10 protein-coding genes are annotated in these 15,339 nt (G+C 57.8%); 4 read left to right on the forward strand and 6 right to left on the reverse strand.

Going from position 1 to position 15,339, the window contains the following annotated elements; genetic code table 11:
* Nucleotides 1-3 precede the first annotated feature (3 nt).
* The 3 genes from murJ to uvrA form a co-directional block, all read right to left on the reverse strand.
* On the reverse strand, nucleotides 4-1,584 hold the full coding sequence (murJ, locus tag I2H19_RS07805; protein WP_117794699.1) for a murein biosynthesis integral membrane protein MurJ: 1,581 nt from the start codon (nucleotides 1,582-1,584) through the stop codon (nucleotides 4-6).
* A gap of 105 nt (nucleotides 1,585-1,689) precedes the next feature.
* Nucleotides 1,690-2,190, reverse strand: a complete 501-nt coding sequence (gene ybaK, locus I2H19_RS07810; RefSeq protein WP_006236166.1) for a Cys-tRNA(Pro) deacylase — start codon at nucleotides 2,188-2,190, stop codon at nucleotides 1,690-1,692.
* Between the two features lie 132 nt (nucleotides 2,191-2,322).
* Complete coding sequence (gene uvrA, locus I2H19_RS07815) at nucleotides 2,323-5,202, reverse strand: excinuclease ABC subunit UvrA (protein ID WP_195622267.1); 2,880 nt, start codon at nucleotides 5,200-5,202, stop codon at nucleotides 2,323-2,325.
* A gap of 193 nt (nucleotides 5,203-5,395) precedes the next feature.
* Between uvrA and I2H19_RS07820 the strand changes: the two genes are divergently transcribed.
* The 4 genes from I2H19_RS07820 to I2H19_RS07835 all read left to right on the forward strand — a co-directional run bounded on the left by I2H19_RS07820 (nucleotide 5,396) and on the right by I2H19_RS07835 (nucleotide 11,518).
* On the forward strand, nucleotides 5,396-7,549 hold the full coding sequence (locus I2H19_RS07820; protein ID WP_195622268.1) for an LTA synthase family protein: 2,154 nt from the start codon (nucleotides 5,396-5,398) through the stop codon (nucleotides 7,547-7,549).
* A gap of 145 nt (nucleotides 7,550-7,694) precedes the next feature.
* Nucleotides 7,695-8,525: an Mrp/NBP35 family ATP-binding protein gene (locus tag I2H19_RS07825; RefSeq protein ID WP_195622269.1), complete on the forward strand. Its 831-nt coding sequence runs from the start codon at nucleotides 7,695-7,697 to the stop codon at nucleotides 8,523-8,525.
* Complete coding sequence (locus tag I2H19_RS07830; RefSeq protein ID WP_195622270.1) at nucleotides 8,526-9,797, forward strand: NAD(P)/FAD-dependent oxidoreductase; 1,272 nt, start codon at nucleotides 8,526-8,528, stop codon at nucleotides 9,795-9,797.
* Nucleotides 9,798-9,877: 80 nt separating this feature from the next.
* Entirely contained in the window at nucleotides 9,878-11,518 is a 1,641-nt protein-coding gene (locus tag I2H19_RS07835) for an NAD(P)/FAD-dependent oxidoreductase (protein ID WP_195444460.1), read from the forward strand.
* Nucleotides 11,519-11,583: 65 nt separating this feature from the next.
* Here the strand turns inward: I2H19_RS07835 and uvrB are convergent, their stop codons facing one another.
* Genes uvrB through coaE form a run of 3 tightly spaced genes read right to left on the reverse strand, consistent with a single transcriptional unit; the run spans nucleotide 11,584 to nucleotide 15,091 of the window.
* The gene (uvrB, locus tag I2H19_RS07840) at nucleotides 11,584-13,824 is read right to left on the reverse strand and encodes an excinuclease ABC subunit UvrB (protein ID WP_117746698.1); all 2,241 of its coding nucleotides are present in this window, start codon (nucleotides 13,822-13,824) and stop codon (nucleotides 11,584-11,586) included.
* Between the two features lie 51 nt (nucleotides 13,825-13,875).
* Complete coding sequence (locus tag I2H19_RS07845; protein ID WP_195622271.1) at nucleotides 13,876-14,457, reverse strand: lytic transglycosylase domain-containing protein; 582 nt, start codon at nucleotides 14,455-14,457, stop codon at nucleotides 13,876-13,878.
* Nucleotides 14,450-15,091, reverse strand: a complete 642-nt coding sequence (gene coaE / locus I2H19_RS07850; RefSeq protein WP_195622272.1) for a dephospho-CoA kinase — start codon at nucleotides 15,089-15,091, stop codon at nucleotides 14,450-14,452. The genes I2H19_RS07845 and coaE overlap by 8 nt, the downstream gene beginning before the upstream one ends.
* Between the last annotated feature and the right edge of the window lie 248 nt (nucleotides 15,092-15,339).

Consider the following 15,339-nt stretch of genomic DNA (forward strand, 5'->3'; position numbering starts at 1 on the left):
CACCTACTTGCGACGAAGCAGCGCCGAGACCTCAGGCATCTTAAGGACGACGGCAAGGCCAAAGGTAACAGCAAGCGAGACGACACCCGCAACGCAAACGTAGCCAAGAGTAATCAGAATCGAGCCGCCAAGTGCCCCGACAAAGTGTTCAAGCACCCACATGACGCCGGCGCCTGCGGCAGCACCTAGGCCACCGAGCAAAAGGCCAAAGAAACCGCCATGCAGGATAGATTTGACCTGAAGGCCACGCAGGCGACGACGCAGCCACCACAGCGAACAGCCGACCAAGATCACGTAGTCGACAACATACGAAAGCGCGATTGCCGGCATACCGAAGCCCAGCACAACGCCAAACAGCAGAACCGAGCCGGCCTGGCCGATGGCAGAATACAGGCAATAGCGGCTATAGGGCTTCATGTCGAGCAAGGCAGAGAAGCTCTTCTGCATCAACACGACCACGCCGTAGAGCGGCAGCGAGAGCGCCAGGTAGACAAGGTACTCGGACACCAGCGCCACTCCGGATTCATCGAACTTGCCAGCACAGTAGATCATGTTGAGCGGACGTGCGAAGACAATCAGGTACAGTGCGAACGGAATCAGGAAGAACAGCATCTGGGCGACGCCACGCGAAATGCCCGTGCGTACGCTGTCGTAATCCTTCTCCTGTGCGTCGTGAGAGAGCTCGGTATAGAGCGCCGTCGAAAGCGAGGCGGCAATCAGCGCGTAGGGCAGCGTGTACCACAGGCGCGCATAGGCGATGACGGAAGGACCAGTCTCGGGCTGGACCACCAGCGCGGCAGCGTTGGTGATAGAAGTCGAGACAAACATGCACACCGTGGCGAGCAGCGTCGGGATACCGAGCGCAATCGTCTGGCGCAGCGCGGGGTCCTTAAAGTCGATATGGATATGGGGATGCACGCCGTGCTTGCTAAGCGCGGGAATCTGACATGCCATCTGAACAAAGACACCGAGGGTCGTACCGGCCGCAATCAAGATGATGCCGGCACGTTCGCCAAACTGTGCGGACACGGGCGCAAAACCCATAAAGCTCGCAATGACGATCACATTGTTGAGGACCGGGGCAAACGTCGACCAGAAGTAGTCGCGGTGTGCGTTGAGAACGCCCGAGAACACCGAGCCCAAACCATAAAACAGAATCTGGATGGCAAAGAAACGGAACATGAACGCAGCGGTATCCATGCTGCCGCCGTCACCCGAAAGGAACGATTGCGTCCAGATAAAGCCCGGGGCGAACACGGTCCCCAGCAACGAAATGCCACCCAGCACCAAAAGCAGAATGCCGAGCAGGTTGCCCACGTACTCGTTCGAGGCCTCGCGACCCTGCTCACGCCTCACGCCCATGTACACGGGCAAAAACGCCGTCACGAGCATGCCGCCCATCACGAGTTCGTAGAGCATATTGGGCAGGTTGTTGGCGACCTGATAGGAGGACGAAAGTAGCGACATGCCGATAGCGGCCGCCATTGCCCACGTGCGGATAAAACCGGTGACGCGAGACACAATGGTCAGGATGGTCATAAGCCCGGCGGAACGACCAACCGTGGAGTAGTCCGACGAGCCCATGTCGTCAGTGTCATCTCGCGACGAAGAAGCTTCGGATGAGGGTGTCTGAGGCGCAGATTCTTTTGCAAAATGAGCTCCGCGCTTCAATTCTTCCTGCGGCATCGCTCAGTCCTCTCTCGTAATCGCGGCAACCGTCGCCCCGCAAAATGCAATTAAATCATCGGGTGCAAGCTCGAGCTGATAACCACGCTTGCCTCCCGAAATAAAAATGGTATCCCAAAGGACACATGTCTCATCAATGAGCGTCCGGTAGCGTTTTTTCATACCGACCGGGCTGCAGCCGCCGCGAACGTAGCCAGTCGCCGCAAGCAAATCCTTCACATGCATCATGGCCAAGGACTTCTCCCCCGCGGCACGCGCGGCGGACTTTAGATCGAGCTCGTCGGCAACAGGGATACAGCACACGACATAGTCGTTGGACGGTGTCACGCAGACCAAAGTCTTAAATCCTTGACCGGGCTCCTCGCCAAGCTGCTCCGAAATCGCGACACCCAGGCCCACCGACTCATCACCATCGTCTTCGTACGTATGTAGAACATAGGAAATGCCGGCGCTTTCCAGCTCGCGCATCGCATTGGTTTTTGGCGTCTTTACAGCCTTTGCCATGACATATCCTTTCCCTCGCATTCGGACGCAAGGATTAAGTATATGTCCAATTCGGCTGCATACGTCACTTCGGCACAGCAAGCGCCATCGAATCACAAGGAGTCGATGGCGCCCATAAACTGAATCGTCTATTTATTGAGCATCAAGTTGAGCCTGACGCTCCCGGTCACGCCTGAGCAACGGCGCCAAAAACTTGCCCGTATAACTCTGCGGACAGTCCGCAACCTGCTCCGGTGTGCCCGAAACCACGACGGTTCCGCCGCCGTTACCGCCCTCGGGACCCATATCGATCAGGCGGTCGGCAACCTTGATGACATCAAGGTTGTGTTCAATCACCAGCACCGTGTTGCCCGCATCGACCAAGCGCTGCAGCACATCGAGCAGCTGGCGGACGTCCTCAAAATGAAGGCCGGTCGTCGGCTCGTCCAAAATATAGAACGTCTTGCCCGTCTGGCGTCGATGAAGCTCCTTGGCGAGTTTCACACGCTGCGCCTCGCCGCCCGAAAGCGTCGTGGCGGGCTGGCCCAGGCTCACGTAGCCCAAGCCTACATCGTACAGCGTCTGGAGCTTGCGCTTAATCTGCGGGATATTCCCAAAGAAGGCCAGCGCCTCGGTGACGCTCATGTCGAGCACGTCCGAGATGGTCTTGCCACGGTAGGTGACCTCGAGTGTCTCGCGGTTGTAGCGTTTACCGCCGCAAACTTCGCAGGGAACGTAGATATCAGGAAGGAAGTGCATCTCGATCTTGATCTGCCCGTCGCCCTTGCACGCCTCACAGCGCCCGCCACTCACATTAAAGGAGAAACGACCCGGCGAGTAGCCGCGCGCCTTCGACTCCGGCGTACTCGCAAACAGCGCGCGAAGATCATCCCACAGGCCGATATAGGTAGCAGGGTTGGAACGCGGCGTGCGGCCAATCGGCGACTGGTCGATATCGATAACCTTATCGATACACTCGATGCCCTCGATTTTCTTATATGGACCCACAGGGCGCGTCGAACGGTGAATGGCATTCGTAAGGGCAGGCGCAATGGTATCGGTAACCAGGGAGCTCTTGCCCGATCCCGACACGCCGGTAACAACCGTAAGCGTACCAAACTCGATTTTGGCAGTAACGTTTTTGAGGTTGTTGGCTCGAGCGCCCGTAATTTTAAGGCAGCCGCGACCGGGCTTGCGCCGTTCATCAGGCACCCGGATCATTCGTTTGCCGGTCAGATAAGCGCCCGTCATCGACTCAGGACACGCCATGATATCGGCAGGCGTTCCCGCCGCGACTACGTGTCCGCCGTTGACGCCGGCGCCGGGCCCCATGTCGATCACGTAATCGGCGGCACGGATTGTATCCTCGTCGTGTTCGACGACGATAACGGTATTGCCGATATCGCGCAGGCGCTCGAGCGTCTTAATCAGGCGCTCGTTGTCACGCTGATGAAGACCGATCGAGGGCTCGTCCAGAATATAGAGCACGCCCATGAGACCCGCGCCGATCTGCGTTGCCAGTCGAATACGCTGCGCCTCGCCACCGGAAAGCGTCGCCGAGGCACGATCGAGCGTCAGATAGTCGAGTCCAACATCGACCAGAAAACGCAAGCGCTCCAGGATTTCCTTGACGATACGGCCGCCGATAAACTGTTGGCGCTCGGTGAGTTCCAGGCCCTCAAAAAACTCGAGCGATTCACGGCACGACAGGCAACAAACCTCGTAAATGGACTTGCCGCCCACGGTGACGGCGAGCATCTCAGGGCGCAAACGAGCGCCGTGGCAGCTCGAGCACGGCTCCTCGCGAATGTACTTCTCCAGGCGCGCCTTGGTGTTCTCGTTCGTCGTCTCGGTATAGCGTTCGTACAGGATGTTGCGAACGCCCGAAAACTTGGTATCCCACTGGCTGCGACGTCCGTCGAGCTTTTGGTAGTCGACCGAGATCTTCGTATCGCCCAGGCCATCCAAGAATGCACGACGCACGCGAGGAGGCAAGTCCTCCCACGGCGTATCGGCGCTCACCTTAAAGTGTTTGCAGACCGCAGCAAAAATCTGCGGATAGTAGTTCGAATTGCCGAACAGACTACCAAAGACTCCGTCGGCAATGGACTTCGAGGGGTCCTCGATCAGCGCCTCGGCATCAACGGTTTTCTTAAAGCCCAGGCCGTCGCACTCAGGACATGCGCCATAGGGAGCGTTGAACGAAAAATCACGCGGTTGAAGATCGTCAATGGAGTGACCATGCTCCGGGCACGCCAAGGCTAACGAATACTCCAGCAGCTCGCCCTCGGTCCCCTCGGGAGCATCACGATCGGGCAGCATGTACACGTTTACATTGCCGTGAGCCAGCGCGGTCGCCTGCTCAACAGACTCGGCTATACGGCCCAGAGAGTTCTCACGGATCACGATGCGATCGACCACGACCTCGATATCGTGCTTGAACTTCTTGTCCAGATCGATCGGATCGTCGAGCGAGCGCACTTCACCGTCGACACGCACGCGGCTAAAGCCCTCGGCGCGAAGGTCCTCAAACAGTTTGGAGTACTCGCCTTTTCGCCCGCGCACCACCGGTGCCAGCACAAACGCGCGGCGGCCCTCCCCCGCCGCCAAGACCTTGTCGGCAACCTGGTCGGTCGTCTGGCGCTCAATGACGCGGCCGCATTCGGGACAGTGCGGGGTGCCCACACGGGCGAACAGCAGGCGCAGATAGTCATAAATCTCGGTTACGGTGCCAACCGTCGAGCGAGGGTTTTTAGACGTCGTCTTTTGGTCGATCGACACCGCCGGCGAAAGGCCGTCGATTGAATCCAAGTCGGGTTTGTCCATCTGGCCCAAGAACTGGCGCGCATAGCTCGAAAGGCTCTCGACGTATCGACGCTGGCCCTCGGCATAGATAGTGTCAAATGCCAGCGAGCTCTTGCCCGAGCCAGAAAGACCGGTAATGACCACGAGTTGGTCACGCGGAATGGAAACATCGATATCGCGGAGGTTGTGCTCACGAGCGCCGCGAATAACGATAGAAGAATCAGACATGGAAGCTCCTTGCCTCCTATTGCATCGAATCATACTGCCGATGAGTTTAGCGCACTCGACGCGCACAGATGTTCGTAATACAAGATTCGCAGACCTTTAGCTTTGCGTATCGGGTGCTTTGTTTCTCGAAATACCGTGGAGAGGTTACAGTAATCTAATACTGAACTTAGTTTGCTGTAACAGAGGAACGTCCATGACCGAAGATATCCCCCTTGAAATCACTTCGAGCGACATGGCCAATCTGCCCATATTCATCGCCGTCCTTATCGTGGCCACCGTCGTCGTGCGCGTGTATTTTTCAATCAAACACAATGAAAAGCCGCCCATTGCCCGCGTCTTTTGGTGCGCGACGCTCCTCATCCCGCTCGGCGTGGTAGCTGCATGGATTACGAATCAATTGCTCGTAAATGAGGACAGTTCCCTATGGGTCCTTTCTTATTCGGCGCTCGGTGCTGCCGCCGTCATACTTCTTGTCGAACCCTTGGTTTCGGGACTTATCGACCAAACCGATCTTGCGACGGGAACGGTTGCCTGTATTTGCCGTGACATCCTTGTCATCGCCGCTGTTTCAGCGCTCTCGTTCGTTTCACTCGAAATTGCCTGTAACGAAACGTTCTATCGCATTCCCGCCAACTCATTCGGGTTTTCCGTCGGGCTGCTCGCGACGGTTCTGCTCTCCCTTTATTTGCTGGGACAGCGTCATGGAGGCGTCATGGCCCTCGTGCCCGTCGCCTGTTGCATCCTTGGCATTGCCGAGCACTTCGTCATAACGTTTAAAGGCGAAGCCATCCTGCCAAGCGATATCTTGGCCCTTGGCACCGCAATGGAAGTGAGCGAGGGATACGAGTTTACCTTTACCGCCGGAATCGTAACCTCTCTCGCCCTGCTGGAGATTTCCCTGGGGCTTCTTTCGCTTATCCGACCGCGAAAGCTCCGTACGCCCACCCATGTCTTCACCGCAATCGCCGCTAACCTCTGCGCTTTTCTGCTAGTGACCGTTGTGGGGCTCTCAGGCTTTTCCAGCATCGACTTGGAGCAGGCGCTGGATTTTGGATTTGACCGTTGGCAGCCCATCACCACATATACGTCTCAGGGTTTTATCACTTCGTTCACCGAAATGGTCAACGAGTTGCCCATTGAGAAGCCCGAAGGCTATACGCCCGATGAGGCGCAGAGCATCGAGCAGGAGCTCGCCGCCGCCTACGACAGCACGTATGGCTCGAGCGAGCAGCGCGCGGCTGCCGTTGCCCAGTTCAATGAAATCAAGCCGACGATTGTTGCCGTCATGAACGAGAGTTTTAGCGACCTTTCGTGCTTTGAGCAGCTCCAGGCGGCCGGGTACACCGGCCCCGCATTCTACAACTCGCTTCCCGACACACTTGTTCGCGGCACCATGCTCGCTTCGGTCACCGGTGGCGGAACGGCAAACTCCGAATTCGAATTATTGACCGGAGCGACAACGGCCTTTGTCGGATTAGGCAAGATCCCCTATCAGCTGTATCAGATGAATGGCGTCAACAGCCTGGCAAAGGACCTTAAAGAGCTTGGGTATACCGCTACCGCTATGCACCCGCAAAACCCCGTCAACTACCATCGAGATAAGATCTATCAGCAGCTGGGCTTTGGAGACTTTCTTTCAATCGGCGATTTCGAAGGTGCGCCCTGTTACCATGCCGGCGTATGCGACTACGCCACCTACGACAAGATACTCGACCTGCTTAGAACCGACGAAGCGCCGCAGTTCATCTTTGACGTCACGATGCAAAATCACGGCGGCTACGACTATGGCACCGTTCCCGCCGAAGAGCTGACAAACTATTGGGTCGAGGGAGCCAGCGAGGGCGCCAATAGCGCGCTCAACACCTATCTTACCTGCATCAACGCGTCCGACCGGGACCTCGAGTATTTTATCAACGAGCTCCGCAATATCAGCAGACCGGTTGTCCTTGTCTTTTTTGGCGACCATCAGCCGAGCGCCGCAACGACTCTCAACGATGAGCTGTACCCTCAGGAAGATACGGCAAGCCACGCTTTCCGTATCTATCAGTCGACCTATTTCGTCTGGGCTAACTATGAAATCGCCGGCAATACCGAGCTCAACGTCTACGACACCGTCGGGGCAAACGAGATTGCAGCCATTACCCTTAATAAGATCGGCGCCCCGCTCACCGACTATCAAAAGGCCCTGCTTGCAACAAGGTCAGATGTGCCCACCATCAATGTCGCCGGCTACCTTGGTGCCGACGGGCTGCGCTACGACTTGGAATCTGAAGACAGCCCATACGCCTCGACGATCGACAAGCTGCAGCGCATGCAATACCTCGAGTTTGCCAGCAAAGTTCAGTAAGCCCGCCCATTCGCTTGGACCCATCGTATTGCAAGCACGCTCGGCCCAAATGCATCGCAAATGACTCCCGCTCGCAAACGAGGGTACAATGACGCTCGTGTCACATCACGGGGCCCCGGCCCCAACATATACAAAGGAGTCATACATGGGTTGCGAGCACGCACAGGCCGCCGGCGGACAAACGTCGCCGTCGCAATTTGAGGAGAACACGCTGTCCGAGGTCAAACGCGTCATCGCCGTGCTTTCCGGCAAGGGCGGTGTCGGCAAGTCGTTTGTCACCGGTGCCATCGCCACCGAGCTTGCCCGTCACGGCCACAAGGTCGGCGTCCTCGATGCCGACATCACCGGTCCCTCCATCCCCAAGATGTTCGGTATGAGCGGACGCCACGTCCATGCCCTTGGCAACCTTATGCTGCCCGAAATCTCCGAGCACGGCGTCAAGGTCATGAGCTCCAACCTGCTGCTCCAAAACGAGACCGACCCCGTCCTTTGGCGCGGTCCGGTCATCGCAGGCGCCATTAGGCAGTTCTGGAGCGAGACCTCGTGGGGCCCCATCGACTACCTGCTGGTCGACATGCCTCCGGGAACAGGCGACGTCGCGCTCACCGTCTTCCAGTCGCTGCCCGTCGACGGCATCGTCATCGTCACGAGCCCGCAGGATCTGGTCTCGATGATCGTCGCCAAGGCGGTCAACATGGCCGAGAAGATGAACGTCCCCATTCTGGGTATTGTCGAGAACATGAGCTATATTGAGTGCCCCGACTGCGGCAAGAAGATTGAGGTCTTTGGCAAGAGCAAGCTCCCCGAGGTCGCAGATCGCTATAACCTCGACATCTTGGGCCAGCTTCCCATTAATCCGGCACTCGCCGAGGCCTGCGATAAGGGCGAGGTCGAGACCGCACTGCCCGATGGCATGTTGCCCAAGGCAGTCTCTGCCGTCGAGGCCATTACCCCGCACGAGACCGACGAGGCCTAAGTGAACGCGAGCGCCTTCTATGACGTCCTGGTAATCGGCGGCGGGGCTTCAGGCCTCGCCGCCGCCATTACGGCCGCACGAGCTGGCAAAAGCGTCTGCATCGTTGAGCGCGATGTCGCCTGCGGCCTTAAGCTCCTTGCGACCGGCAACGGCCGCTGCAACCTCTCCAACGAATCAATTGATCCACAGCGGTATAACCACCCCGCATTCGTTGAATCCGTTATGGGCCCCCGGCCCGAACAAGAGCTTATGGGTTTCTTCTCCTCGCTGGGCATCATGACAACCTCCGAGGAAGGCCGGCTGTACCCGCGCTCCCTTCGCGCCGAATCGGTGCGCGACGCGCTTCTCAACGTTTGCGACCGCCTAGGTATCACCTTAATCTGCGGAGCCAACGTTGCCTCGGCGCACAAAGCTTCCGAAGGCTGGGCACTCCAAATAGACCGTCCAGCGCGGGCGCTCAAGGCAAAAAAGCACGACGACCGAAAAACGGAGCTCCGCTCGCTTCGGAAAGCGCTCGCCGATGTCCCTCGCAAGAACGAGGCCCTGGAGGCACATGCCGTAATTATCGCCACGGGTGGCAACCCCACCGGTATCGCCGATACGTTTAGCCTCCCCCTCACTTCGCTGCGCCCCATCCTCTGCCCCGTATCGGCAACGGTCGTCGGCGATCGGGCGGCACTCAAGACGTTGGACGGCCTGCGCGTCCGCGCCCGCTTGACGCTCGCCCGCAATCATAATGAGCTCTGGCACGAAGACGGTGAAGTCCTGTTTCGAGCCTTCGGCATCTCGGGCGTCGCTGTCTTCAACCTCTCCCGTCGTATCCAGCGCGGTGATACGATCCTGCTCGACGTTTTCCCCGACCTCTCCAAAGACGAGCTGCTCGATATGCTCAACCGGCGCGTTGAGCTGCTCGGCGGCTTTTCGCCCCGCGATCCCCGTTGGCTCGACGGCATGCTCGCCCCGCAACTCTCCCGCGTCGTCTGCACGGCGTTCGAGCAGTGCCATCCAGGCTCCAACGATGTCATCCACCTGGTCTCGATCCTCAAGCACTTTAAGTTGCTCGTTGAGGGAACAGCCGAGGAGCGCTCGGCACAGGTCACGCGTGGTGGCGTATCTGTCGAGAGTATCTCAACACCCAGTCTACGCGCGCGCAGCGTTGTCGACGCCCCGCTTTACGTCTGCGGCGAAGCGCTCGACATCGACGCCGATTGCGGAGGCTTTAACCTTGCGTGGGCATGGCTCTCGGGCATTCGCGCTGCAAGCAGCCTGTAGCCGCGCAGTCTATAATCAAAAACGCATTCGGGCCGTCTGGGATACCGGACGGCCTCTTTCTTGCCTCTAAGGAGACCTCGATGATCGAAATCACCCAAGTCAACGCTTCGCTCGATGAAGCCGGCGATGAAAATGCCTGCCTCATTGTTGGCAAGCGAGTCGCCAAGCGCGTCCTACGTTGCAAAGACTCCGAGATCAAGTCCATCGAGCTCCACCGCAAGTCAATCGACGCTCGCAAAAAACGAGACGTCCATTTTATCCTGAGCTTTCGTGTTGAGCTGACCAGTCCCCACCTCGAGCGAGAAGCGGTCGACAGCGTTTCCGAACGTGACCGCTCGCTCGTACGCGCGATAGAAGACGATGAGCCTTCATTCCCCTCCCCCATTTCCGACGCATCCAAAGAGCGCCCCGTCGTTGTCGGCGCCGGATGCGCCGGCCTTTTCGCTGCGCTCACGCTCGCCGAAGCAGGTCTTAAGCCCTTGCTTATCGAGCGCGGCGACCCGGCATTTCGCCGCTCGCAGGCGATCGACCTCTTTCTAAAGGAGCGCATCCTCGACCCCGAGAGCAATATTCAGTTTGGTCTGGGCGGCGCGGGGACCTTCTCGGACGGCAAGCTCAATACGGGAACAAAAAATCCCGCCCATCGCCTTATCCTCGAAACCTTCGTCGAGGCGGGTGCGCCCCGCGATATTCTGTGGGATGCCAAGCCGCACATTGGCTCCGACATCCTTCCCAAGGTTGTCACCGCTATATCCCAGCGCACCGAGCAGCTCGGAGGTGTCGTCCGTTATCGAACGAAGCTCGTCGACATTCGCACCGACGCGTCTGGCGCCATCACCGGTATCGATGTCCAATCGTCCCAAGACGCCGCTTACGAGCCAATCGAAACAAAGCACCTCATCCTCGCCTGTGGGCATTCTGCTCGCGATATTTTTGAGCTCCTTAAGGACCACAACGTGGCCCTCGCACAAAAGACCTTTGCCATGGGCGTTCGCATCGAGCATCCGCAGCGCGACATCGACCGAGCCCAATATGGAGCCTTGGCGGGACATCCTGCCCTCGGAGCAGCCCCCTACAAGCTCGTCGCCCATCTTCCCAACGGCCGCAGCGTGTTCTCGTTTTGCATGTGCCCCGGCGGGCAGGTTGTCGCCGCCTCTTCCGAGCAGGGCCACCTGTGCGTCAACGGCGCCAGCCTCAATGCCCGCGACGGACGCAACGCAAACGCCGCCCTGCTCGTTAACGTCACGCCTGAGGACCTTCCCAACGATGACCCGCTCGCCGGCATCGAGCTCCAGCGCGCCTGCGAGGCGGCCGCCTATCGCCTGGGCGGTTCCAACTGGAACGCACCGGCACAACTCGTCGGAGATTTCCTCGCAGGACGCGCCAGCAAGGCGCCCGGAAAGGTAAAGCCCACCTATCCGCTCGGTGTGACCTGGACGACAATTGACGAAGCCCTGCCGCAGCATATCGTCGAGTCGCTCCGCCTGGGACTTCCCCTACTCGGAAAAAAGCTACGAGGCTACGACCGTCCCGATGCCGTTCTTACCGGCGTGGAGACTCGTTCGAGCTCACCGGTCACTGTCACCCGAGACCGAACGTGCCATGCCGTGTCGACCCCGGGCCTCTACCCTTGTGGTGAGGGAGCTGGATATGCCGGCGGCATCATGAGCGCGGCCACCGACGGCATCCGTTGTGCCGAAGCCCTGATCGCGGACCTCTAACGCACGAATTCCAGCGCGCAAAAGACACAGGCCCCGAGCTCCACAGGGAACTCGGGGCCTGTTCGCTATTTCTTAAACCGTGCACCCTGGCGTTTTCTGCCCGATGCGAACGTGGAACCCTTGCGGGCCTGCGAGCGTAAGCGCTCGATCGTCTCGTCCTCAGACGCACCCTCGAGCATCGCCCGAATCTGAACGACGGCATCGCGCAGGCGCGCCGCCTCCTCAAAGTCCATAGCGGCAGAAGCGTTACGCATATCCTCTTCCATGGTTTCGACGATCCGCACAAGCTCGTCATGCGGCAGTTCTTCCAACTGCTCCGCAAGTGTCTGCTCGGGCGCCACCGTTTCCGGCACACCGCCCTCGCCCGACTCATCGGGCGTATAGAATGCGCCATGGCCAAGAGAGTCGCCCTTCGAGCGTCCCTTGGAGCCCACAGTTTTTTCGGCCTCGGCAATAAAACTTGAGATGTCGTTGATGGCCTTGCGCACTGTCTTGGGCACAATGCCATGTTCTTCGTTATATGCCATCTGAATCTCGCGACGGCGCTGCGTCTCCTCGATGGCCTCTTTCATCGAATCGGTCACGACATCTGCGTACATGATGACTTCGCCATCGGCGTTACGGGCCGCGCGGCCAATCGTCTGAATCAGCGAACGGCGGTTGCGCAAGAAGCCTTCCTTATCGGCATCGAGAATTGCCACCAGTGAGACCTCGGGAAGATCCAAGCCCTCGCGAAGCAGGTTGATGCCAACGAGAACATCGATCTTGCCCTCGCGCAGCGTTCGCAGGATCTCGACACGGTCCATTGTCGCCGTATCAGAGTGCATGTAGTTGACCTTAATGCCGGCGTCGAGTAGATGGTCGGTCAGGTCCTCAGCCATGCGTTTGGTCAGCGTGGTCACCAGCACGCGCTCCTTGCGGGCAACGCGCTCGCGAATCTCGTCCTCAAGATCGTCAATCTGGCCGCGAACTGGACGCACGTCAATCTTGGGGTCGAGCAGGCCGGTCGGACGAATAATCTGCTCCACGTCATTTTGGCTCACTCGCAGCTCATAGTCACCCGGCGTGGCCGAAACGTAGATGAACTGAGGTATCCTTGCCTCAAACTCATCGAAACGAAGCGGGCGGTTATCGAGCGCCGAGGGCAGGCGAAAACCGTGTTCCACCAGCGTCACCTTACGCGAGCGGTCACCTTCGTGCATGCCACGAATCTGCGGCACCGTCACATGGCTCTCATCGATGATGCAGAGCATATCCTTAGGAAAGTAATCGATTAGGGTAAATGGCGGCTCACCCGGCTTGCGACCGTCCAGATGACGCGAGTAGTTCTCGATGCCGTTGCAAAAGCCCATCGTCTCGAGCATCTCAAGATCATAATCAGTGCGCTGCTGCAGACGCTGTGCCTCGAGCAACTTGTCGGTCGCCTTGAGCTCCGCCACGCGCTTCTCGCACTCTTCGCTGATCGATTTCAGAGCCGCCTTGACCTTCGGCTTCTCGGTCACGTAGTGCGATGCCGGCCATACGGGGATGGCCTCGTACTCACGAAGCATCTCACCGGTGACCTCATCGATCTCGGCAATCAGCTCGACCTCGTCGCCAAAGAACTCAAACCGCAACGGATGCTCGGCATAAGGCGGATACACGTCGACAACATCGCCGCGCACGCGGAACGTGCCACGTGCCAGGTCATAGTCATTGCGATCATATTGAATGTCGATAAGCGCATGGATAAAGTCATCGCGCTCGAGCGGCACCTTTTTGTCGACGTTTGGAGCCAGACCCGCATAGTCCTCAGGAGAGCCAATGCCATAGATACACGAGACCGATGCGACAACGATCACATCACGTCGAGAGAGCAGTGACGCGGTCGCCTGATGGCGTAGCATCTCGACCTCTTCGTTAATCGAGGAGTCTTTCTCGATATATGTATCGCTTTGCGGCACATACGCTTCGGGCTGATAGTAATCGTAGTACGACACAAAATAAACCACAGCGTTGTTGGGAAAGAATTCCTTGAGCTCGCTGGCGAGCTGAGCGGCAAGCGTTTTATTGGGAGCCATGACCAGCGTCGGCTTCCCCAGGGCCTCAATAGTCTTAGCCATCGTGAAGGTCTTGCCCGAACCAGTCACACCCAGCAAAACCTGATAGCGGTCTCCGTCCCTCACGCCCCGCACAAGTGACTCAATGGCCTTAGGCTGGGAACCAGCGGGCTCGTATGGAGACACGACCTTAAACGGCACATCAGCGCCCTCAACGCCAAAGCGCTTAAGTTCACCACCAACGCGTTCTACTTCAAATTCCGCCATGGATACTCCTAACTCATACATCTGCAGTATACGCGGGCGGTGGGCTTAGTCCTATACGAACAGATCGGGATAGAGAGTCTTATATCGAACCCAGGCATTATTGACGCGAATCAGATAGGCCTGAGTTTCAGGGAAGGTAATCGCATTATGGAGTGACGTGTTCTGCTGCGCCCATCCGTCGACATTGCCCATACCGGTGTTATAGGCGGCAATGGCACTATCCGTCGACCCGTTGAAATAGGTTAGAAGATACGAGAGGTATGCACAGCCAAACTCGATATTCGTAGCCGGATCGTTAAGATTGTCGGCCGAATACTCCCCTCCGTCGACAAGACCCTTGGCGATCATATCCTGGGCAGTCTCGGGCATCAGCTGCATCAATCCCTGAGCACCCTGATTCGACTCGGCCTCGGGATCCCAATTCGATTCCGACTTAATGACAGCGCACACCAGATACGGATCCAGATTATGCGAAATACTGGATTGTTTTACATACGCCTCGTAGTCAATCGGATACAGCGGCTTAAAGAAAGCGGCAGGAGCAAACGAGTAGACGAGCGAAATAAGGCCGAAGACGAACACAACGGCAAGTGGCGCCACGCGATACCATGTAAAGAAACGTGCCTTAGGCATCGGCCTCCTCCTTATCCGGAGTATCTATAAACCCGTGGCATTCAAGCCATGAGTCAAGCTGCTCAAAGAGCGAATTATCAGCTGCCGAATTATCAATCACCGTTGTAGCGAGATTGCACAGCGCAGACTCATCGGGCTGGCAAGCAGAACGGGCATCGAAATCAGATGGCTCCATGCCACGTTGAATAGCGCGCTCGCGACGAACTGACAAAGGGGCGCTAATGACCAGAATTTCATCAGCCAAGCCAAATGCATCCTCAAAACCAGTCGGAGCAGAAACCTCAACCACCGCAAAGGGGTAACGGGGCGATGAAACCGTACAACAAACCGGATCGAGAATCCTAAGCGAAAGCTGTTCAATCAGAACGGGATGCACAATGCCATTGAGCCGTGCGACCGAATCAGGAGAAGCGAAAGCTCGAGAGGCGAGGATGCTGCGGCGAATGCCGCCTTCCTCATCCAAAATGTCCCAACCGAATTCATCCGCGAGAGTATTGACGATATTAGAGCCCGGCACATACAGAGATTTTGCAAGCTCATCCAGATCGATAAGCATAGCGCCATGAGATTCGAAATAGCGGCAGGCTGTCGACTTACCCGAAGCAATATTGCCCAAGACAAATACGGTAAACATCAAGCCCTCCCTAACGCCAATGCGAGTAATTATCGCTCAAATACACTAGAAGGACTCAAAATACAGCCAAAGAGTAAGAGCGCATACGGGGGAGCTAGGTCCCAAAGCACAACGTGTATACAACGAAAAAAGGGGGAGGCCGCGAGGCCTCCCCCTTCTCAGTTCAAGCGTACGGCTCGGTGCCGTCCACCGGTCAGCGGCGCCCTGGCCTCCCACGGGCTGACCCCGCAGTACTCTCGGCGCGATGG

This window comes from Collinsella aerofaciens (genome assembly GCF_015560135.1).
Lineage (GTDB): Bacteria > Actinomycetota > Coriobacteriia > Coriobacteriales > Coriobacteriaceae > Collinsella > Collinsella aerofaciens_AN.